This window comes from Bacillus sp. AL-1R (genome assembly GCF_052180195.1).
GTDB lineage: Bacteria > Bacillota > Bacilli > Bacillales > Bacillaceae_G > Gottfriedia.
This window is the reverse complement of record NZ_CP197469.1, coordinates 1,204,624-1,224,611: the sequence shown is the minus strand read 5'-3', so window position 1 is coordinate 1,224,611 and position 19,988 is coordinate 1,204,624. Positions and strand designations below refer to the sequence as shown.

23 protein-coding genes are annotated in these 19,988 nt (G+C 35.0%); 4 read left to right on the top strand and 19 right to left on the bottom strand.

Annotated elements, in window-relative coordinates:
- Complete coding sequence (locus tag ACSBO6_RS05675) at positions 1–1,467, top strand: CoA-acylating methylmalonate-semialdehyde dehydrogenase (RefSeq protein WP_498844324.1); 1,467 nt, start codon at positions 1–3, stop codon at positions 1,465–1,467.
- A gap of 181 nt (positions 1,468–1,648) precedes the next feature.
- Here the strand turns inward: ACSBO6_RS05675 and ACSBO6_RS05670 are convergent, their stop codons facing one another.
- The 7 genes from ACSBO6_RS05670 to ACSBO6_RS05640 all read right to left on the bottom strand — a co-directional run bounded on the left by ACSBO6_RS05670 (position 1,649) and on the right by ACSBO6_RS05640 (position 8,976).
- Positions 1,649–1,870 (bottom strand): hypothetical protein, encoded by a 222-nt coding sequence (locus ACSBO6_RS05670; protein ID WP_498844323.1) that lies wholly within the window; start codon positions 1,868–1,870, stop codon positions 1,649–1,651.
- A 22-nt stretch (positions 1,871–1,892) separates the two neighbouring features.
- Positions 1,893–3,293: a dihydropyrimidinase gene (gene hydA / locus ACSBO6_RS05665; protein ID WP_498844322.1), complete on the bottom strand. Its 1,401-nt coding sequence runs from the start codon at positions 3,291–3,293 to the stop codon at positions 1,893–1,895.
- On the bottom strand, positions 3,290–4,597 hold the full coding sequence (gene preA / locus ACSBO6_RS05660; RefSeq protein WP_098846895.1) for an NAD-dependent dihydropyrimidine dehydrogenase subunit PreA: 1,308 nt from the start codon (positions 4,595–4,597) through the stop codon (positions 3,290–3,292). The genes hydA and preA overlap by 4 nt, the downstream gene beginning before the upstream one ends.
- Before the next feature lie 16 nt (positions 4,598–4,613).
- Entirely contained in the window at positions 4,614–5,951 is a 1,338-nt protein-coding gene (locus ACSBO6_RS05655) for an NAD(P)-dependent oxidoreductase (RefSeq protein ID WP_498844321.1), read from the bottom strand.
- Positions 5,952–7,078: 1,127 nt separating this feature from the next.
- Positions 7,079–7,648, bottom strand: a complete 570-nt coding sequence (locus ACSBO6_RS05650; RefSeq protein ID WP_098848613.1) for a TVP38/TMEM64 family protein — start codon at positions 7,646–7,648, stop codon at positions 7,079–7,081.
- 212 nt (positions 7,649–7,860) lie between these two features.
- Complete coding sequence (locus tag ACSBO6_RS05645; RefSeq protein ID WP_098848614.1) at positions 7,861–8,550, bottom strand: zinc metallopeptidase; 690 nt, start codon at positions 8,548–8,550, stop codon at positions 7,861–7,863.
- Between the two features lie 15 nt (positions 8,551–8,565).
- On the bottom strand, positions 8,566–8,976 hold the full coding sequence (locus tag ACSBO6_RS05640; protein WP_098848615.1) for a MerR family transcriptional regulator: 411 nt from the start codon (positions 8,974–8,976) through the stop codon (positions 8,566–8,568).
- Positions 8,977–9,165: 189 nt separating this feature from the next.
- Between ACSBO6_RS05640 and ACSBO6_RS05635 the strand changes: the two genes are divergently transcribed.
- Genes ACSBO6_RS05635 through ACSBO6_RS05625 form a run of 3 tightly spaced genes read left to right on the top strand, consistent with a single transcriptional unit; the run spans position 9,166 to position 12,838 of the window.
- Positions 9,166–10,605 (top strand): spore germination protein, encoded by a 1,440-nt coding sequence (locus ACSBO6_RS05635; RefSeq protein ID WP_498844320.1) that lies wholly within the window; start codon positions 9,166–9,168, stop codon positions 10,603–10,605.
- Positions 10,602–11,699 carry a GerAB/ArcD/ProY family transporter gene (locus ACSBO6_RS05630; RefSeq protein WP_098848617.1) on the top strand — a complete coding sequence of 366 codons (1,098 nt, stop codon included), beginning with the start codon at positions 10,602–10,604 and terminating at the stop codon, positions 11,697–11,699. The genes ACSBO6_RS05635 and ACSBO6_RS05630 overlap by 4 nt, the downstream gene beginning before the upstream one ends.
- Positions 11,696–12,838 (top strand): Ger(x)C family spore germination protein, encoded by a 1,143-nt coding sequence (locus ACSBO6_RS05625; RefSeq protein WP_098848618.1) that lies wholly within the window; start codon positions 11,696–11,698, stop codon positions 12,836–12,838. The genes ACSBO6_RS05630 and ACSBO6_RS05625 overlap by 4 nt, the downstream gene beginning before the upstream one ends.
- Positions 12,839–13,086: 248 nt before the next feature.
- Here the strand turns inward: ACSBO6_RS05625 and ACSBO6_RS05620 are convergent, their stop codons facing one another.
- From ACSBO6_RS05620 to ACSBO6_RS05565, 12 genes are all read right to left on the bottom strand, one after another.
- Positions 13,087–13,362: a gas vesicle protein gene (locus tag ACSBO6_RS05620; RefSeq protein ID WP_098848619.1), complete on the bottom strand. Its 276-nt coding sequence runs from the start codon at positions 13,360–13,362 to the stop codon at positions 13,087–13,089.
- A 13-nt stretch (positions 13,363–13,375) separates the two neighbouring features.
- A complete protein-coding gene (locus tag ACSBO6_RS05615) occupies positions 13,376–13,660 on the bottom strand; it encodes a gas vesicle protein K (RefSeq protein WP_098848620.1) in 285 nt (94 codons plus the stop codon).
- On the bottom strand, positions 13,657–13,836 hold the full coding sequence (locus ACSBO6_RS05610; RefSeq protein WP_098848621.1) for a gas vesicle protein: 180 nt from the start codon (positions 13,834–13,836) through the stop codon (positions 13,657–13,659). The genes ACSBO6_RS05615 and ACSBO6_RS05610 overlap by 4 nt, the downstream gene beginning before the upstream one ends.
- Entirely contained in the window at positions 13,833–14,639 is an 807-nt protein-coding gene (locus tag ACSBO6_RS05605; protein ID WP_098848622.1) for a GvpL/GvpF family gas vesicle protein, read from the bottom strand. Before ACSBO6_RS05605 ends, ACSBO6_RS05610 begins: the two co-directional genes overlap by 4 nt.
- Complete coding sequence (locus tag ACSBO6_RS05600; RefSeq protein ID WP_098848623.1) at positions 14,636–14,872, bottom strand: gas vesicle protein GvpG; 237 nt, start codon at positions 14,870–14,872, stop codon at positions 14,636–14,638. Before ACSBO6_RS05600 ends, ACSBO6_RS05605 begins: the two co-directional genes overlap by 4 nt.
- Positions 14,869–15,621, bottom strand: a complete 753-nt coding sequence (locus ACSBO6_RS05595; RefSeq protein WP_498844319.1) for a GvpL/GvpF family gas vesicle protein — start codon at positions 15,619–15,621, stop codon at positions 14,869–14,871. The genes ACSBO6_RS05600 and ACSBO6_RS05595 overlap by 4 nt, the downstream gene beginning before the upstream one ends.
- Before the next feature lies 1 nt (position 15,622).
- Complete coding sequence (gene gvpN / locus ACSBO6_RS05590; RefSeq protein WP_098848625.1) at positions 15,623–16,507, bottom strand: gas vesicle protein GvpN; 885 nt, start codon at positions 16,505–16,507, stop codon at positions 15,623–15,625.
- A 12-nt stretch (positions 16,508–16,519) separates the two neighbouring features.
- A complete protein-coding gene (gene gvpO, locus ACSBO6_RS05585; protein ID WP_098848626.1) occupies positions 16,520–16,780 on the bottom strand; it encodes a gas vesicle protein GvpO in 261 nt (86 codons plus the stop codon).
- A 56-nt stretch (positions 16,781–16,836) separates the two neighbouring features.
- Positions 16,837–17,064, bottom strand: a complete 228-nt coding sequence (gene gvpJ, locus ACSBO6_RS05580; RefSeq protein ID WP_098848627.1) for a gas vesicle protein GvpJ — start codon at positions 17,062–17,064, stop codon at positions 16,837–16,839.
- Positions 17,065–17,361: 297 nt separating this feature from the next.
- Positions 17,362–18,393 carry a C40 family peptidase gene (locus ACSBO6_RS05575; RefSeq protein WP_498844318.1) on the bottom strand — a complete coding sequence of 344 codons (1,032 nt, stop codon included), beginning with the start codon at positions 18,391–18,393 and terminating at the stop codon, positions 17,362–17,364.
- 21 nt (positions 18,394–18,414) lie between these two features.
- Positions 18,415–19,500, bottom strand: coding sequence for a dipeptide epimerase (locus tag ACSBO6_RS05570; protein WP_098848628.1), 1,086 nt, complete (start codon positions 19,498–19,500; stop codon positions 18,415–18,417).
- A 149-nt stretch (positions 19,501–19,649) separates the two neighbouring features.
- Complete coding sequence (locus tag ACSBO6_RS05565; protein ID WP_098848629.1) at positions 19,650–19,967, bottom strand: DUF3870 domain-containing protein; 318 nt, start codon at positions 19,965–19,967, stop codon at positions 19,650–19,652.
- Between the last annotated feature and the right edge of the window lie 21 nt (positions 19,968–19,988).

The window sequence follows — 19,988 nt, the reverse complement described above, 5'->3', positions numbered from 1 at the left end:
TTGTCTACACAAACTAATATAAAGATTTTAAAAAATTTTATAAATGGTGAATGGATTGAAGCTTCACCTAATGCCAAAACAATCCCAGTTCCAAATCCTGCTACTGAAGAACTATTAGCATTTGTACCTCTCTCAACTAAATCAGATTTAGAAACCGCAGTAAAAGCAGCAAAAAAAGCTTTTACTACATGGAGTAAAACCCCTGTTCCTAAAAGAGCAAGAATACTATTTTCATATCAACAATTACTAATTAAACATTGGGATGAACTTGCTAATTTAATCACGATTGAGAATGGTAAAAGCTATAATGAGGCATACGGAGAAGTTCAACGTGGAATTGAATGTGTAGAATTTGCTGCCGGTGCGCCGTCATTAATGATGGGGAAACAATTACCTGATATTGCGACAAATATTGAATCAGCTATGTATCGATATCCTGTTGGAGTTGTTGGGGGAATAACACCTTTTAATTTCCCAATGATGGTACCTTGCTGGATGTTTCCATTAGCAATTGCCTGTGGAAACACGTTTATTCTAAAGCCTTCCGAACGTACGCCACTACTTGCAAATCGTTTAGCAGAGCTCTTTACCGAAGCAGGTCTTCCAAAAGGTGTATTCAATATTGTTCATGGTGCACATGAAATTGTAAACGAGTTACTTCAAAACAAAGATGTTCCGGCCATTTCATTCGTAGGCTCTCAACCAGTAGCAGAATATGTATATAAAACTTCATCTGCAAATGGTAAGCGCGTTCAAGCTTTAGCTGGTGCTAAAAATCATAGTATCGTTTTACCAGATGCAAATTTAGATGAAACAGTAAAACAAATTATCACAGCTGCATATGGTTCGGCAGGCGAAAGATGTATGGCATGCTCAGTTGTTGTAGCAGTAGGTGAAATTGTCAATCCATTAATAGAGAAACTAAAAAAGGAAGCTAATAACCTTACAATTGGAAATGGATTAGATGAAGATATATTCCTAGGCCCGGTCATTCGAAAAGAACATCGCGAACGAACAGAACTATATATTGAATGTGGAATTCAAGAAGGCGCAACTTTATTACGTGATGGTCGAAATGATTTAATTCGAAAAGAAAAAGGCTATTTTATTGGGCCTACAATTTTTGATCACGTCACTCCATCAATGAAAATTTGGAAGGAAGAAATTTTTGCACCAGTGCTTTCGATTGTTAGAGTAGATTCTTTAGAAGAAGCAATTGAGCTAACCAACAAATCGGACTTCGGAAACGGAGCCTGCATCTTCACAGACAGTGCAGCAAGTATACGATATTTCAGGGAGAATATTGAAGTAGGAATGCTTGGCGTAAATATCGGCGTACCTGCACCAATGGCTTTCTTCCCATTTTCTGGCTGGAAAAACTCTTTCTATGGTGACCTACATGCAAATGGTGCAGATGGGGTCGAGTTCTATACAAGGAAAAAAATGATTACGAGTAGATTTGATTAAATACAATTGGGCTTTTCTATTAGTTTAGGAAACTGACTAATGGGAAAGCCTTTTAAATAGAAAAAAATCGCATAAACCGTTAGTAATGACGGATTAGATGCGATTTTCCATTTATTTTAATGATTTACTCTATTAGGATAATCCTTTTTAATTTTTTTGCGATTCTTCGGTTCTATCAAATTCACAAATTAATCCCTAACTGCTTAATAATCAACGTTCCAAAATACTTCCGGGTATCTGCATTCATTATGTGAAGCGTTATAAACCTCTCCTCTTCATCTTGATTTTCAAAGTCAACATAGGCACCGTCTAGCGTTTCTCTAACATTTTTTATCTCGTAGCCTTTTTTTATAAGGGAATCTATTTGATTTCTCTCGCTTAAAAACTCCTTATATGATGACAATAGCTACTCATCCCCTTTTTTACTAATCTTCTATTATACTAGTTTCACCATATTTTTTTCTCTTTAAATATTGTCCACTACCTGCATTACCTACAAATTGCTTCTCTTTTATGACAAACTCTCCACGAACTAGTACACTCACTGGCTCTCCTTTTACTTCCATCCCTTCGAATGCGTTATAGTCGACTGCCATATGGTGCGTTTTTGAGGAGATTGTTCGTTTACTATTCGGATCAAAAATTACTAAATCCGCATCTGAACCAACTGCAATTGTTCCTTTCTCGGGGTACAATCCAAATAGCTTTGCACTTCTTGTAGAGACAATGTCAACAAACTGGTTTAATGTTATTCTGCCTTTTTTAACGCCCTCAGAGAACAAGATACTTACTCGATCTTCAATCATTGGTCCCCCGTTTGGAATTTTTGAAAAGTCTTCACGGCCTAGATCCTTTTGACCTTTGAAGTCAAAAGAACATTGATCGGAACCTAAAGTTTGAAGATTTCCATTTCTTAATGCATTCCATAACACATCTTGGTTCCATTTTTCGCGAAGTGGTGGAGACCAAACGTATTTTGCACCTTCAAAATCAGGTTTTTCTAGCATGGATTGATCAAGTACTAAGTATTGTGGGCATGTTTCTCCCCATATATCGATCCCATTATTTCGGGCTTCCGTTATTTTTTCAACAGCCTCTGCACAAGTAACATGAACAACATATAATTGTGAATTTGCAAGTCCAGTTAATGTAGCTGCTCTTCCCGTCGCTTCCCCCTCTACTTCAGGAGGACGTGTTAATGCATGATAAATAGGTTCTACTTTTCCTTCAGCTAATGCTTGATTAATTAAATAATCGACAACATCTCCATTCTCCGCGTGCACCATTACTAATGCCCCATATTCTTTTGCTGCTAAAAGAGTACGGTACAAGGTCGCATCATCAGCTTGAAATACATTTTTATAAGCCATAAATACTTTAAATGAAGTAATTCCCTCATTTTCGATTACTCTAGGTAACTCTTGAAGTACCTCATCATTTATTTCGCCAATCATAAGATGAAAACTATAATCAATCACTGCTTTATGTTTTGATTTTTCATGCCATGTTTCGATTGCTTTTTGGAGTGGTTCTCCTTTATTTGTTAAACAAAAATCAATAATGGTTGTTGTCCCACCAAAGGCAGCGGCAATCGTTCCTGATTCAAAATCATCTTTTGTGACGGTTCCGCCAAATGGCATATCTAAATGTGTATGCGGGTCTATTCCACCTGGAAAAATATAATGATTTGTTGCATCAATCATTTCAGCGTCCGTACAATCTAAATTTAGTCCAATTGCACAAATTTTATCATCTTCTATTAAAATATCAGCCTTGTAAATATCCGTTGCAGTAACGATTGTGCCATTTCGAATAATTTTCTTCATTTTCTTTTTCTTCCCCCCTTTAAAATTGAATATTGATTAGAACGTGCTAATCTATTTAAGGCTTGTTGGCGATCATTCCAAGTCATCGAAGGCTGTTTATTTGGAATCTCTACCATGTTAATGGCATCTTCAACTGGACAGACTATTTTGCATAAATTACATCCTACACAATCTTCCTCCCGAACTTTTAAATAAGGATTTCCGCTTTCATCTACTAACATATCAATACATTGGTGAGATGTATCTTCACAAGCAATATGGCATTTATTGCAGTTAATGCATTCCTTTGGATCAATCCTAGCAACTACTTGGTAATTTAAATCTAAATTTCCCCAATCTGAATATTTATGAACGGATTTACCTACCAGCTCCGTTACTGAGGAAAGTCCTTTTTCATCTAAATAATTATTCAATCCGTCAATCATATCTTCCACTATGCGGAATCCATGGTGCATTGCTGCCGTACATATTTGAACGCCAGTCGCTCCCATTAATAAAAACTCTACTGCATTTTGCCAATTCGAAATGCCACCAATCCCGGAAATTGGAACTGATATACGCGGATTACGTGCACATTCTGCCACCATATTTAAAGCAATTGGCTTTACTGCAGGTCCACAATATCCACCATGTGCTCCCTTCCCAGCAACATGAGGAACCGTATTCCAAGAATCTAAATCAACTCCCATTAAACTGTTGATTGTGTTAATCATACTGACTGCGTTCGCTCCACCTCGAACTGCCGCTTCAGCCGTAACAGTAATATCAGTAATGTTTGGCGTTAGTTTGACAATGACAGGTGTTTTCGCAACTTCTTTTACCCAAAAAGTTTGTTGCTCTACTAATTCAGGAACTTGACCAGATGCAGATCCCATTCCTCTTTCTGCCATGCCATGTGGACAGCCAAAGTTCAGTTCTAATCCATCAACACCAACATCCTCTACTCTTTTCACGATTTCATGCCACTTATATTGTTGTGGTTCAACCATAAGTGAGGCGATAATAGCTCGATCAGGGAATCTTTTTTTCGTTTCATAAATTTCTTTTAAATTTACTTCAAGAGGTCGATCAGATATTAGTTCGATATTATTAAACCCTGCAACTCTTTGCCCGTTAAAATTAATCGCAGCAAATCGTGAGGAAGTATTAATAATTGGTTCCCCTAACGTTTTCCAAACTGCCCCACCCCAACCAGCTTCAAACGCACGTTGGACTTGATAACCCGAATTTGTAGGAGGAGCAGAAGCAAGCCAAAATGGGTTAGGTGATTGTATACCTGCAAGATTGATACTTAGATCTGCCATAAAAGAAAACCTCCTTTTAAGTGTTTAATTGTTTATGGATCGCATAAGCTACTTCTTTTCCTTGTTGTGCCGCAGTGACTACCATTGCTTCACCTAGCCCTTTTCCAAAAATAACATCACCACAGGCAAAAACTTTAGGATTAGACGTTTGAAATGATTCTTGGTTAACTTTCACAACACCATCTTTGTGTTCTAAACCAAATTGCTCGATTAACTCTATATAGCGAGTTTGCCCGATCGCTTTAATGACTCCATCTACCGGAATTGTAAAATTGGAATCTGGAATAAGTACAGGCCTGCGGCGGCCGTCTTTTCCTACTTCACCTAATTCCAATCGCACACACTCAAGTGCAATTACTTTTCCGTTTTCACCTATTATTCGTATTGGTAATGTTAGCCATCGGAATTCTACTCCATCTTGCTTAGCGAAATCATATTCAAATTGATAAGCGCTCATTTCCGATTGCGTCCTACGATATAAAATTTTGACATTGCCTGCTCCTAAACGAACTGAGCATGTCGCAGCATCAATTGCTGTATTGCCCGCTCCGATTACAGCAATGTTTTTACCTATGAACCGATTGGATAATTCCCCTGATTTCGTCTCTTTTACAAAATCAATCGCATCGTATACTCCGTCCAAATCCTCCCCTTCAATATCTAGCATCGGAACTTTCCCCATACCTATAGCTAGTACGACCATGTCATAGTTTGCTAATACTTCATCTGAAGAAATATCTGAACCGACTCTAGTATTCGTTTGGATCTTGACATCCAACTTTTCAATTTGTTGAACTTCCCAGTTCGATATACTCTTTGGTAACCTAAAAGAAACGATTCCATAACGATTTAATCCTCCAGCATGATTTTGGGCTTCAAAAATCGTTACTTCATAGCCTAATAAAGCAAGTTCACGAGCAGCTGCTAAACCAGAAGGACCACTACCAATGATTGCAACTGTTTTCCCGTTCTTTTTTCCAGCCTTAAATAATACTTGATTATTTTTTATCGCCCAATCAGTTGCATAACGTTGTAAATTACCAATCATAATTGGTTTTGTAGAATGATTAAGTACGCATGCACCTTCGCACAATTCTTCTGTAGGACAAACCCTGGCACAGCTTGCTCCAACAGGATTAGATGACATAATTGTTTTAGCTGATCCCTTTAAATTGCCAGAAGCTATTTTCTTTATAAATGAAGGTATATCGATCCCAGTTGGACATGCTTTAATACATGGGGCATCATAGCAATAAAGACATCGATGTGCTTCTTCAAATGCTTCCCGTTCCGATAACCCAGGATGTACTTCTTCAAAGTTCTTCGATAAATTCTCTAACGAAACTCTATTCACTAACAACACCCTCCTACTTTGGCTACATAGATACTTTTTAAGAAAGTCATTTTCTTTTACATTAATAGTGCAGTAAATTAACAAGCATAAAGATGTATTCAAGTAAGAACAATCAAGTACAATCTTTCTTAAAAAGGTAAAACTTTTTCTAAAATTGAGGTATTTCAATATATGATTAAATAGATAAATTTAGACATGTTTATGTAAGGGGTGTCAGTGTTTCATTCATGAAAAGTGAACCTTTGGATTTAGAAGGTAAAAAAAGCTCAAACCCTTCTAAATAGGTTTGAGCTTTTCAGAGTGTTGAAAAATGAGCTTGTCAACTAACTACGCTAATTTTTGGTTGATTTCTACTATACCCTGTCATGAGGAAGAATCTTTCTATTTTTCGCTGGTTTACTTCCTCTTGAACCTGTTATGAGGAAGAATCTTTCTATTTTTCACTATTTTACTTCCTCATGAACCTGTTATGAGGAAGAATCTTTCTAATTTTCGCTGGTTTACTTCCTCTTGAACCTGTTATGAGGAGGAATCTTTCTATTTTTCGCTTGTTTACTTCCTCTTGAACCTGTTATGAGGAAGAATCTTTCTATTTTTCATTGGTTTACTTTCTCATGAACCTGTTATGAGGAAGAATCTTTCTATTTTTCACTATTTTACTTCCTCTTGAACCTGTTATGAGGAAGTACCTTTCTAATTTTCGCTGGTTTACTTCCTCATGAACCTGTTATGAGGAAGAATCTTTCTATTTTTCACTATTTTACTTCCTCATGAACCTGTTATGAGGAAGAATCTTTCAAATTTTGGGAGGTTTCCTTCCCCATGAACCTGTCATAAGGAAGTATCTTTCAAATTTTCGGCGGTTTCCTTCCCCATGAACCTGTTATGAGGAAGTACCTTTCTAATTTTCGCTGGTTTACTTCCTCTTGAACCTGTTATGAGGAGGAATCTTTCTATTTTTCACTATTTTACTTCCTCATGAACCTGTTATGAGTATGAACCTTTAAAATCTTTGCTTTAATAATATATACTTAGACTTTTGTTGTTCTATATTGACAATGTTTTATTTCAACAGTATGAAAAAGCTCAAACCCTTCTAAATAGGTTTGAGCTTTTTTACATTATTTTTAAATTTTATTCTTCACTAAAACATTAAGTCGTTTTCTATAAAAGTAAATTAACAAGCCGATAATTAACAGTCCTAAAATAACTTTTCCAAATAAGGTGAACTCTAACACTTGATTAACGGAATACGATTCAAATAAAATGACCGGTAGCTTACCAATCAAACTAGCTAACATAAAGCTTGACCATGTGATTTTACCAAAAGCAGCAAACAAAGTAATTAAGCTAGATGGAATAAAAGGAATAAAACGTAGAAGTAACACACCATAAAATGCTTCTTTTCCTTCTAAACTTAATAGTCTATTTAAAGCTTTAAATTTAGTTGATTGACTAATAAATCTTTTTTGTAAACCCTTTCTATATAACATGAAAGATACGAATGTACCAATTAATTCACCTATGAAAGAGACAAAAAAGCCACCAGCAAAACCGAATAATTTAATATTGATTGCTGTCAAAAACCAGGCTGGTATAATACCAACAATACTAATTAGAACATTTATTAGGATACTGAGCAGTGCAGCATAGTCTTTGTATGTATTTAAAAAATGTTCAATTGCCGAAAGTGTCATAATTTTCCCCCATTTTTTTAACCACTTAATTGTACAACATTTAGTATGATAAAAAAGCTAAGGTTACCAAATACATAAATCTTCCATAAATTAAAATCTATTTACTATTTTAGACATTGAAATTTTAAACATACTAACCAATTAAAATTTAATTTTTCAAACAAAAAAAAATGACTTCGAATGCTTATCGAAATCATCTTTTTGATTATTTTTTATTCTTCTTCAGTTTGGCCTTGGAAGAAGATGAATAAATATTTTACTAATTCTAAAACAGAGATTAAGGTTGCCGCTAAATACGTAAGTGCAGCAGCTCCTAATACTTTATTTACACCTTTTCTGTCAGTATCATGGATGATACCACTTGCTAACATTAATTTCTTTGCTCGCGAACTAGCATTATACTCAACAGGTAAAGTGATTAGTTGGAATGCTACAGCTATAGAAAATAGTAAAATCCCTACTCCAATTAGAGAAAATGCTTGAAGTAAAAATCCTGCTAGTAGTAATAACGGCGCCGCACCTGATGCAATGTTAACGATTGGAAATATTCGGTGACGAAGTGTTAAGAAACCATATGAAGTATCATGTTGTATCGCATGACCTACTTCATGTGCTGCAACTGATACAGATGCAATTGATCTACCATAGTATACTTCCTCAGATAAGCGAACTGTTCTTGTCATCGGATCATAGTGATCAGATAATCGCCCAGGCACTACTTCCACCGGTACATTAGGTAAATTATTATTGTTTAATATATGTCTTGCAACTTCAGCTCCGGTTAAACCTCCTGATGCTGGCACTTCAGCCCAGTGATTAAAACTAGATTTCACTTTAAATTGAGCCCAAATCGATAATCCGAAGGCAATAAAAATAAGGAAATCCATAGGGTGAAAAAACATTTACATTCTCTCCTTTTAATGAATAAATGACAATAACGCCTGAATTAACTCAGATGTTTGTGACGTTAATTGACGGATAATTTTTAGCTTTTGTTCTTCAGTTAAATTTTCTAGTAAATATTTTAATTGTGATAATTCAGTCTTCAGTTGACTCATATGAATCGTTACCTCTTCAGTTAGTGGCACGATCCCTTGGTCCTCTACCAACGTTTTTTTCTTATCTACTATCGCTTTTATTTCTTGGAGTGGTAAGTGCATTGATTTACATTGTTCAATAAATTTTAAAGTTTCCATAGAAGCTTCATCATAAAAACGATGTCCAGATTCTGAGCGCTGTGGTTCAAGTAATCCTAGGTTTGTATAATAATCAATTGTTCGCTTAGACACTCCTACTTCTTTTGCTAATTCTCCAATTTTATAGACAATCCCAACGTATTCACACTCCTTCTATTTGTATTATATTGTATCCCGATAAAAACGTACAGTAAAACGTTACGTTGTTTAAAAAAAAGGATGAAATAAAAGATAGTTTCTTCAACTTAAAGTAAGGAATAGTAACATAATTTGTGGGAAAAATAGGCTAAAATTACCACCAATAGAAATGAGGAGTACCCAATGATAGCTGACCGAGAATTGGATAAAAATGAAAAATCGCTTCGGGAATTGCTATTTAATAGTTCTGACTTTAAAACAAGTAATTTCGGAAGTAATGATAGAAGATATCGGTTATTTTATTTGGATACGATGATCGAGGATACTGTAGTGCAAGAACATATTATTAGCCCTTTGCTTAACAATATTAACGTCAGTGTACGTGAAGCCGTTTCGATTTTAGATTATAGCGAAACCGAACTTCTTACTGTAGCTGTGAATTCGATGATTGAAGGAAAAACGGTTGTCCAAATCGAGGGAGAAACAAAGTTTTATTTACTTAGAACCGAATTAGTTAAAGAACGTTCTATCAACATTCCTATGAACGAGCGTGTGTTACGTGGTTCACATAAAGCATTAAATGAAAACTTGAATACGAATCTTAATTTAATTCGTAATCTAGTTGCAACTCCCGATCTTGTAGTAAAACAATATCAAGTTGGTCGTAGATCGCATACGAAAGTAGCGATCCTTTATTTACAATCGCTTGCAAACGAAGTAGTTTTAAAAGAATTTGAGCGAAGAATTACAAATATTGATATTGATTACATTGATGCACCCGGTTTTTTAGAAGAATTAGTTCAAGATAAAAAATTTTCGCTATTCCCAAAGATGCTAACTTCTGAAAGACCTGACCGTGTAAAATCTTATCTGATGGATGGTAAAATCGCATTTTTAACCGATGGTGCACCAGATTGTGCGATTGTTCCTGTTTCATTTTGGGCTTTTTTTCAAAGTCCAGATGATTATCAAGTTGGTTGGCTATTTGGTAGTCTTTTAAGATTTTTAAGAATTTGTTGTTTTATTATTGCAATTAGCTTACCTGGTCTTTATGTTGCATTAGTTACTTTCGATCCTAGAGTTCTCCCATTAGAAATTGCACTAACTCTTCAAGGCTCTATGCAATACGTTTCTATGCCACCAGTTTTAGAGGCGATTACAATGTTAGCCATCCTTGAAGTCTTAAAAGAGTCGACTGTTCGTTTACCAAATCCGGTTGGTCAAACGATTGGTGTTGTTGGTGGTATTGTAATTGGAACTGTGGTTGTTCAGTCGAATTTAATTTCAAATATGATGGTAGTCATTATTGCACTTACTGGTGTTGCTTCATTTATTATCCCTTCATATGAAATGAGTAACACTGCACGTTTATTAGCTTATCCTTTTATCATCATGGCATCTTTTTTTGGATTAATTGGATTGGAAATTTCATACTTGTTGGTTTTAACCCATTTAGCCCGAATGAATACATTTGGCATTCCTTACTTTTACAATTGGTTTAATGGCGATACGATTAAAGATACTATTTTTAGAGCACCGATTAGAAGTATGAAAAAACGACCAGTGGAAAGCTTAGCAAAAGATGAAATAAGAATAAGTAATCCAAGGGAGGAAAATGAGTGATTCAATTAAAGAAGATTTCTATTAATCAACTTATTTGCCTTGTTATTCTTAATCAAGTAGGCGTCAGTATTTTATCCATGCCTTATAAAGAAGCTTTAGTATCAGGTTATGACTCATGGATGTCTATGATTATTGGCGGACTAATCGCTCAAATTGCGATACTCATTGTCTACTATCTAGGAAAAACGTATCCCGATCGCCCGTTTCAACAATATATTTCCACAATAGTTGGAAAACCGTTTGGAATCATAATCAATTTACTATTTGCAGCATTCTGTGCTGAATCATGTTTAATGCTTGTCATTTCTTATTCTGATGTCATTAATCGTTGGCTATTATTTCAAACACCTTGGGTTATCCTAATTAGTTTATCGTTACTAGTTGCCGGATATATCGCTTCATCAACACTTCGGTCTATCGCTACCATTACTCAGTCGATAATGGCCATGTTTTTTATATGCCTTGTCATTATTTTTATTAGTGGAATTGGTCACGGGGACTTACGTCACTTTTTTCCGATCGGTACTCACGGAATTGCTCCTATTTTAAAAGGTGCGATCCCTGCCTTTTGGACGTTTGCTGGATACGAGCTTATTCTGTACGTGTTTCCATTTGTGAAATGTAAAAAAAAGAAGCATATCTTAATTGCTACATCAGTTGCCAATGGAATAACAACTTTAATATACTTTTTTATCTCCCTTATTGTTACGTACAACTTTAGTGAAAACCAATTAAAACACATTCCAGAGCCATTAGTATTTATTCTTCGAAAATTTAGATGGCCAGTCGTTCAAAGTCTAGATATTCTATTCATTACGCTTTGGCTATCAGTAACTTTAGTGACAGCTTATATTTACTTATTTTTGTCTGCTAGGTATTTAGCTTTTCTTGGTAATAAAGAATTTCAAAAACACTCTCTTCTAGTATGGATTGTAACAATTGTTTGTTTTGTGGCCGGGATTTTTTTCTCAGACCGCCATTTACTTCCGGTTTTTTCCAAATACCATAATATTGTAACAGCAATTGTCATTATAGGATTGCCTTCATTGCTTCTACTAATTTCCTTTGCAAAAAGAAAGGTGGCAGCTGAATGAAAAAAGCCTTCTTATTACTCCTATTATTGCCACTTTTGACTGGATGCTGGGATCGTTTGGACTTAAAAAAACTACATTTAGTTGATGTAAACGGGTTTGACATCGACGAAAAAAATGGTGAAATCGATGCGTTTTTTCTTATAACAAAGCTAAAAGCAACGGGTCAAGGAAATGGAGAAGTAACTTCAGAGATGAAGGAACTTAAAGGAGCATCTTTAGCCGAAGCAATTGGACAATGGGAATTTTCAGAACAATCTCCTTTTATTGGAATTAGTACAAGAGTATATTTAATAAGCGAAAGATTTGCAACAAAAGATCCAATTTCAGAGCTTGATTTTTTACTTAATGCTCCTTATTCATCTATTAACGCCCCTTTAGTTGTTCTTGAAGGGGATCTTTCTAAAGTATTTGAAACCGCTATGAATTCAAAAAATGATCAAACAAAAGAATTGAATGAATTTATACTCTCTATGGAGAAGAATAGAACGATACCAACTGTTTCAATGATGAATTTTATTCAATCAAGGGATGAACCATTAACTGACCTAGCATTACCTATATTAAAAACAAAAAATTCAACCTTAGAATTAAGCGGCGCATTGTTATACCGTAATGGTACATCTACAGGAAAAAAACTTGATAAAGACCAAATCAAACTGTTGATGTTAATGAAAGGGGAAAGCAGAGGTAGAAATAGATTTACTGGACACTGGGGAAGGTTTACTGGAAATCTAAATAAAAAAAATGATGAAAAATCTAATTCTGATACTGCGAATAACAATAATTTCGGTTTTACGGTCAAAAGAAATACTTCAAAACTATCTGTCTCCAAAGGATCAAATAAATTACCGAATATCAATATTAATGTAAAATTGCAAGTTAGTACATTCGAACTTGGCAATGAAGGTCATAAGTTAAAGCCCGATTATGGCCGAATCGAAAAAGAAATCAGAAAGTATTTTGAAGAAAACGCATTAGCAGCTATTAATGTTATGCAATCTGCAAACTCCGACGTTCTTAGCATTGGGCAAGAACTAAAGGCTTACCATCCAAAAGTTTGGAAGTCTTTAAATTGGAGAAAAGATTATCCACGAATGCAGATTGAACCGAAATTTGATATTGAGATTATAAATAAATAGTAATGAATTTCTAACATAAACTAATCATATATGGGTCAAATAGAAATACACCTATTACGCATAGTAATATAATAGGTGTATTCTTTTTGAGAAGAAGAATTTAATGAGAAAATATGGGAGTAAACATGTAGTATTATGTGTTGATGGTAAACTCTATTTTTCTTTTATGTACTGCAGCAACCTAATAGGGTTACTGCGTTATAGGAAGTAAATCTTTTAACAAAAAGATGAAGATTTTTGACCATATGCTACTCTTCTTTTATCCCTAACTTGTCTTCTATCCGATTAATTCGATCATGCAAAAGCTTACCTTTTACACTTGAATTGAAATACGGATCATCTTGCCACCAATTTAACCCAATCTCCATTGCTTTATCAATTGAGGCAACAACAAGTCGAATCTTAATTGTTAGTAATTCAACATCTGCCAAGGCGATTTTAATATCTCCCGCGATGACAATTCCTTTATCTAAAATCTTCTCTAAAATATCTAAAATATTAGTAGATTGTGCTGAATGTTGCATATTTTCTCCTTCCTTACATTAAGTTGCCTAAAGGTCCTAAATCGATATTTAAGTCTTTCCCTTCAAGCCCAAAGATAATTTTGAATTCTTCCATTTTTTCTTCTAAGTTCAAAAGAGCTGTACCAAGTTTTTCAATTTGTTCATCCGTAAGTGTACCACCCTCTACCCGTTTAATAGCTTGCCGCTCTACAAGTTGCCTTAGTAATTCCAAAATTGTAAGCACTAATTGAGCTAGTCCGTGTTCAACATCTTCTGGATTCATATTAATTCGCTCGGCTATTCCATGATTCGCTGTCATTTCGATTCCCCTTTTTTTTGAATATTTTCAACTGCAGTTACTAATAAGCGAATATTCACATATACAAGATCGATATCTGCAATAGAAAGGATAAGATCACCAGAAATAACTACTCCTTTATCTAAAACGCCATCTAAAATATCTAATAATGTGATATTATCATTGCTACTGTTCATGTCTTTCTACAATCCAAACTAGCAAAATGATAGAATGGCCATGGTCCAGAAATCTCAACAATAATTCCTTTCTCCTCATACTTTTGTCTAAATTCTTTTATTATCAGTTCAAATTTCTTCCTGCTGTCGTTTGGAATTAGGGACGTACTGTTGTAGATCATATCAACATTTCTTCCAGTTGCATTTTTGCTCCAATTTTTTCTAGGTAAATTGTCAACTGTTGAATTTTTTAAAGTGTTTTCCAGAACTTGCGATATTAAACGTAGTTCAGCTTGCGCCTCATTTTCGAGTAGTTGTTCTTGCTTTTTCTTCATAAAGAATTGCTTTCCAGGGGATAGTACTTTCAATTCATCTCTCATATTTTGAATTGCTTTACTTTGCCGCTCCAATACTTTGAAAAATTTCGATTTATCATAGTACATCTTGACATTCCATTCCTCTTTTTCCTTTAATTGTTCAAAAAGGGAAACGATGTTGTCCTGTTCATTCAACAAATCCTCTCTTAATTTTTCTATACTTGAATAGATCGTACAAAACTTAGAAGGAAGAAATAAGTAGTTTTTTGAATAAGTCACGATTATTTCATGATGATGAACTGCATGCTTGTGTACCCATTTTGGATTGTCCATCTTCTCTTTTAGAACAGATTCGTCAAATTCTTCTTCTCTTAAATAACAAAAAACGGCGGTTACTTTTTCTACATTTTCATAACAAGTTTTGTTACGATCAATCCCCTTTACTGCATAAAAGGGTGAATATTCTAGTTCATTTGTCGGTAACAAACCATATAAATAAATGCTCAATTGCCTGCCTCCCGTTCTTTCATTTTTGCGATCTTATACCGTAAAAGTAATTCCTCTTCTTGTTGTTCATAAATGTCCTGCGAGATTTCACCTAATTCGTACATCATTTGTAGACGGATCAATTGTTGCTCAATTGATTTCGAGTCAAATAAAACGCGGTCAGCTTCCTCCTTTATTTTTTCACCTAATAGAATGATTGATTTTAGTGGAAAGGCTAAAGCTTTAAAAATCATGATCGATCTCCCGCCGTTATTGTTAACTGTATAAAGTTATAAGCAGGCCATGGCCCAGAGTATTTGAATTCTACTTTATCCTTCCATAATTCATAGAGTTCATTAACTTTTTCATCAAAGACTTCTTCTTGATCGCGATCAATTAAAAAAGCAGCATTAAGAAGCATTGTTTCGTATATTGGAGGGTTTGATTTAGAGGCACTTGAAAGTGAAGAAAGAGGTGAAAAAATCGCTTCATATAGATTGTGGTGCAAAGCATAGAAAAAATCTTTTGTTTTTTCTCCAAGTTTAATCTTTTCGTAAAAAGCTGCTTCTTTCTGTTGATTTACCTTCTCTTTAAGTTTTTGTATGTCTCCATTTCTCTGTATTTCTTCGTCTAACCATTCCTTACGTGCAATGACTTTTAAACCAACCTCAATTTTATTGTTTATTTTCTGAAAGATTGATTGCAGTTCGTCATACAGTTTTTCTAGTAATAAATGAATTTCTTCTGAAGAGGAGAATACATTATTAAAACTTATTGGAATGACGGTAAACTGTTGCATAACAAAAGAAATCACGCTTTGATGGGCAAATAAATTGGCACGAGTTGGAAGGTAGTCCTGGTTAGGAACATTTGCAGCAATCATCACAATTTCTTTATATCTGATAGCATATAATTTAATATCATTTCCTTCCCACTTTGTGAAACCAAAATCGGGATCGATATTCGTTTGGATGATACAAAATGGATAAACCCATTTTCTCATTTCAACTTCCCTCCATTTTTGAACTGATCGATTTTACGATGAATTGTTTTGCTTGTGAGTATGTTCGAACTTTTTGGGCTTGTTTGAGATGAAACCAAAAAATATCTGTGCATAAAGTCTGAAACTGTTGATCATAAATTGTAATTGGGATATTATTTTGCTTTGCTATCGAGGCTAGTTTGATAGTAGTACGAAGACTTTGAGGTTCAATTTCTCTACAGTGATGACGTATGATTTGTACTAATTTAACAATATAAAGACTTTCTTTTTCCGATAAACCAGTTATTTGTGATAAGATGGTACACTCCGTTTCAAAATCCATTTTTTCGATCGGAATCGTAATCATACGATCAAGTAGAGCATCTTGTGCTTCGAATATACCAACATACTCTTCTGGATTACTAATAAAAATAACAGAAAAGTTTGGATGGACTGGCAAAAAAAATTCTTTCTTTTTCATCCCATATAGTGGAATCACCCTTTCTTCCAAAATTGATAAAAATAAGTTGTTTGTTTCAGGATGAGAGCGAGTGAATTCATCATATATTAATGTATAGCCTTTTGTCGCAGCTTCTATTAAAGGACCGTTAACCCATGTGTCTTTAATGCTTTCTTCTTTTTTATAAACGGAATGAATATAGTTATCGACTATTTTTTTCTTAGTAAAGCCATTAAAACTCCCAAGCAGATCCTTATTAGACATTTCATGATTCCCATGAATTAACAATGATGGTCGACCGATTTGTTTTGCAATATGAAGTGCAAGTGATGTTTTTCCAACACCAGCTGGACCTGTAAGATGGACTGAAAACCCAGATTGCAAATAAGACTGGACCCGATCTGTTAGGCTATTCAAATAAGGAGTCGATATAAAAATTTTATCCATAGTTCTCCCTCCTTACTCATGTAGAATTGCGCCTCTTGCACGCAATGATTTTCTTTGAAATGATATAATTTCTAATTCAGCATTCATTAAAACAGAATAAACTCCTACTAACTCATCTTTAGCGTGAGCTTTCATATATTCTTTTTCTTCAATTACTTCAACGGTTAATTCCCAACCTTTATCTGTTTTATGGATGTGAGTAATTTTATGAACTGGTCGAATATACAGCCCAAAAAAAGTTTTTACTACTTCTAGTATTTTAATAATTTCCATAGTAGCCCCCTTATCTAAAAAGAGAGACCAAAGCATAAAGCCTTGGCCCTACTTGCTTAAGCAACTTCCTCTTCTTCTTCTTCTTTCAGCAATCCTACTGCTTCTGCATATCGTAACCAAGTATCAACACTTGCAATGACAACACGAGCTTCAATTGCTAAAAGCTCAATGCCGACAAGTGATACCCTTACAAATGCATCAATAACAACCCCTTTGTCTAGAATACGGTCGATTACTTCAGCAAGGCTGGAAGAATCTACACTTTTTTGAATAGACGCCAACATGTATCCCTCCTTTCTTAATAAAAATAAGAAAGAAATGATAGAAAATGAAAAATAGCATTTTCTCACGTAGAGATCCTATCTCTTTCCCTCTATCCTATGGGACAAGCAAGTTAAGAGTGATAGACTTTATTCAAAATGAATCAATTTAACCACACTCCAATTTTTTCCAATTGATATATACCTCGTTTTTTTGACTAATTTGCAGAGAAAAATAAATCTAGTATTATAGAAAAAAACCATGAACAAGTTCAATTGTTCATGGTTTTTCAACGTTTCTATATCAATCTATCTACTTAATTATTCTACCCAATAACGACGAGCACCAGAAAATTCTTCAATATAGCCAGGAGTATCTAATGGAATAATTTCAACACTTCTAGCAGCATTTGGAGCCTGAATCATTAAACCATCACCGATATACATTGCAACATGATGAACTGATCCTGTTCCATTGTTACTTGCAAAGAATAGTAGGTCTCCAGGTTGAATCTCGTCTTTTTTAACTTCTATACCACTCTTAGATTGAGGGCCTGAATCTCGTGGAATTGTTATACCATATGACTTAAATAAGCTATATGTAAATCCTGAGCAATCAAAACCAAATCCTGATACACCAGCCCATAAATAACGTAAACCAAGGAACTTCTTCGCCGTATTAATTAAATTTTCAGGCGTTGCCTTTGGAAACTGATTTTCGTTTTGATAGACTGCCACATCTTCTTTTTTAATAAATTTATTTCCATCATCTGGTGTTGCAACCATTACAACATCTCCAAAGTCTTTAACTACTGGTAAGCGGGTATTAAAGCTAATCTCCATAAACTTATGATTTAGGGCTTTTCCATCATACAACCATGCTGTTTGACTAGATACCATAACAAATGGCGTATCTTTATAATTCTCTAATCGATCATCCGTTGTTAATTGTCTTTTTGGCATCCAACCAGGATAGCCAAGTGTGTTACGTGGAGTAGGTTGTCCTTCAACAGCAACCTTAACCCAGTCACCTGACTCCTCTAAAATGGTTACTTTTGTGCCATAAACTGCTTGTGTTTCAAGATAGCTTGTTAACCAACGACGAACTTCAGTATCTTCCATATTCGCTGACCATTGACGCGGATCTACTGGATTGCTTAAAGATGGTACATCAATATCTCTAACTTGGAATCTACCATTAGTAGTCCACTGAGTCGAAACGGACACATCAACATAGGCTGTCTCACCCGGAGTAAGTTCATCTTGCGAATTTGCGAAAGATTGGCTTGTCATTGTAGGAAGTAATGAACCTGCAACACATAAACTTAAAATTAAATTTTTTGTCTTTTTCATCATAAAACCCCTCTCCATATTTTAACGAAGACTTTTTGATAATCTTCGGTTAAGCCCTAAACCAGGTAGAGATGATAAATGGACTTCATCCCCGATAAATTCAATTCCATCAAAATCTTGGCTCTTTAACCAAAGTGGAGCATCTAAATCGATTTTTTGAATATTTGGATGTGCGCAAGCAATATGAGCTGCAGCTAGCACTGACACAGAAGTTTCCATCATACTTCCAATCATGCAAGGAATATTTGCTCTTTCAGCAATATCTGCAATTTGCAGTGCTCTTCTAATGCCCCCAGTTTTCATCAACTTAATATTTAGAAGATCAACTGCATCTTCTTTAATTAGACGAACTGCATCTTCTGGAGAAAAAAGACTTTCATCTGCCATAATTGGTGTTTTGACATTCTGCTTAACAAATTTCAGTCCTTGGATATTTCCTGCTTGGACCGGCTGCTCAATTAGTTCTAAATTGGCATTCAGCTGTTCCAATTCTTGAATAATGGTAACGGCTTGTCGTGGAGTCCATCCTTGGTTGGCATCTACACGAATGGCAACATCATCACCGACTATTTCTCGAATCGCCATTATTCGTTGAACATCCTTTTCCCAATCTTTTCCGACTTTAATTTTCAAAGTAGAAAATCCATCCTTGATAATTTGTCTAGCTTCCTCGCACATTTCATCTACAGTTCCTACACTAACGGTCATATCATTTTTTAATTGGTTTGTTCGACCTCCAAGATATTGATAGAGTGGAAGATTAAGGTGTTGACATAACGCATCATACAGCGCAATTTCCATAGCTGCTTTCGCACTTGTATTTGCCACGCAAGAGCGTTCAATTAGTAGTGAGAGCTCATTCATATTTCGAATATCTCTTCCTAATAGTAGCGGCGTTAGGACCGTCTTTAAAATCGCTTCAATACTTTCTTTTGATTCACCTGTAATCGCCAATGTTGGCGCTGCAGCCCCTACTCCGACAATTCCATCCTCTAGCTGGACATATACAAAAACATTCTCTATTTCTGTAGCTGTCCTAAGAGCTGTTTTAAATGGCTTTTTTAATGGAAAAACTTCCGTTTGCACTTGGATCGATTGAATAATCATCGTTTTTGTCCTTTCCTATTAGATTTAAGTTTGTTCCAATACCTCTGATTGTTTAAAAAACCTTCTATTAAATAAAAAATCCAGCTATTAGAAAGGGACGTCCCTACTAATAGCTGGATTTCATCTACGAAAATAGATAAAGCAGCGTTTTAAGATTCAATTATTTGTGTGTATTTTATATGTGCATTTTTAAAGGCTACTGCCAAAGCTTTTTGGGAAGACCCGAAATAGCGTGTATTAATTTCTTCTATTACCCCATCCAAATCTAGCATTGATTGTCCAACGAATAGATGCTGTACAAAAGATGAAGTTAAAGAAATTGTAGCTGAGCAATCAGCATCAACAATTAAATGGCTTGTCCGATCGACTACCAGTCCAATAAAAAATGCATTATACTTCTGCATAATCGGATTATTCGATGAAGTCTTTGCATCTCCAATTAAATAGATCGTATCTTTACTGTACAATTTATTTCCTCCCGCAAAACA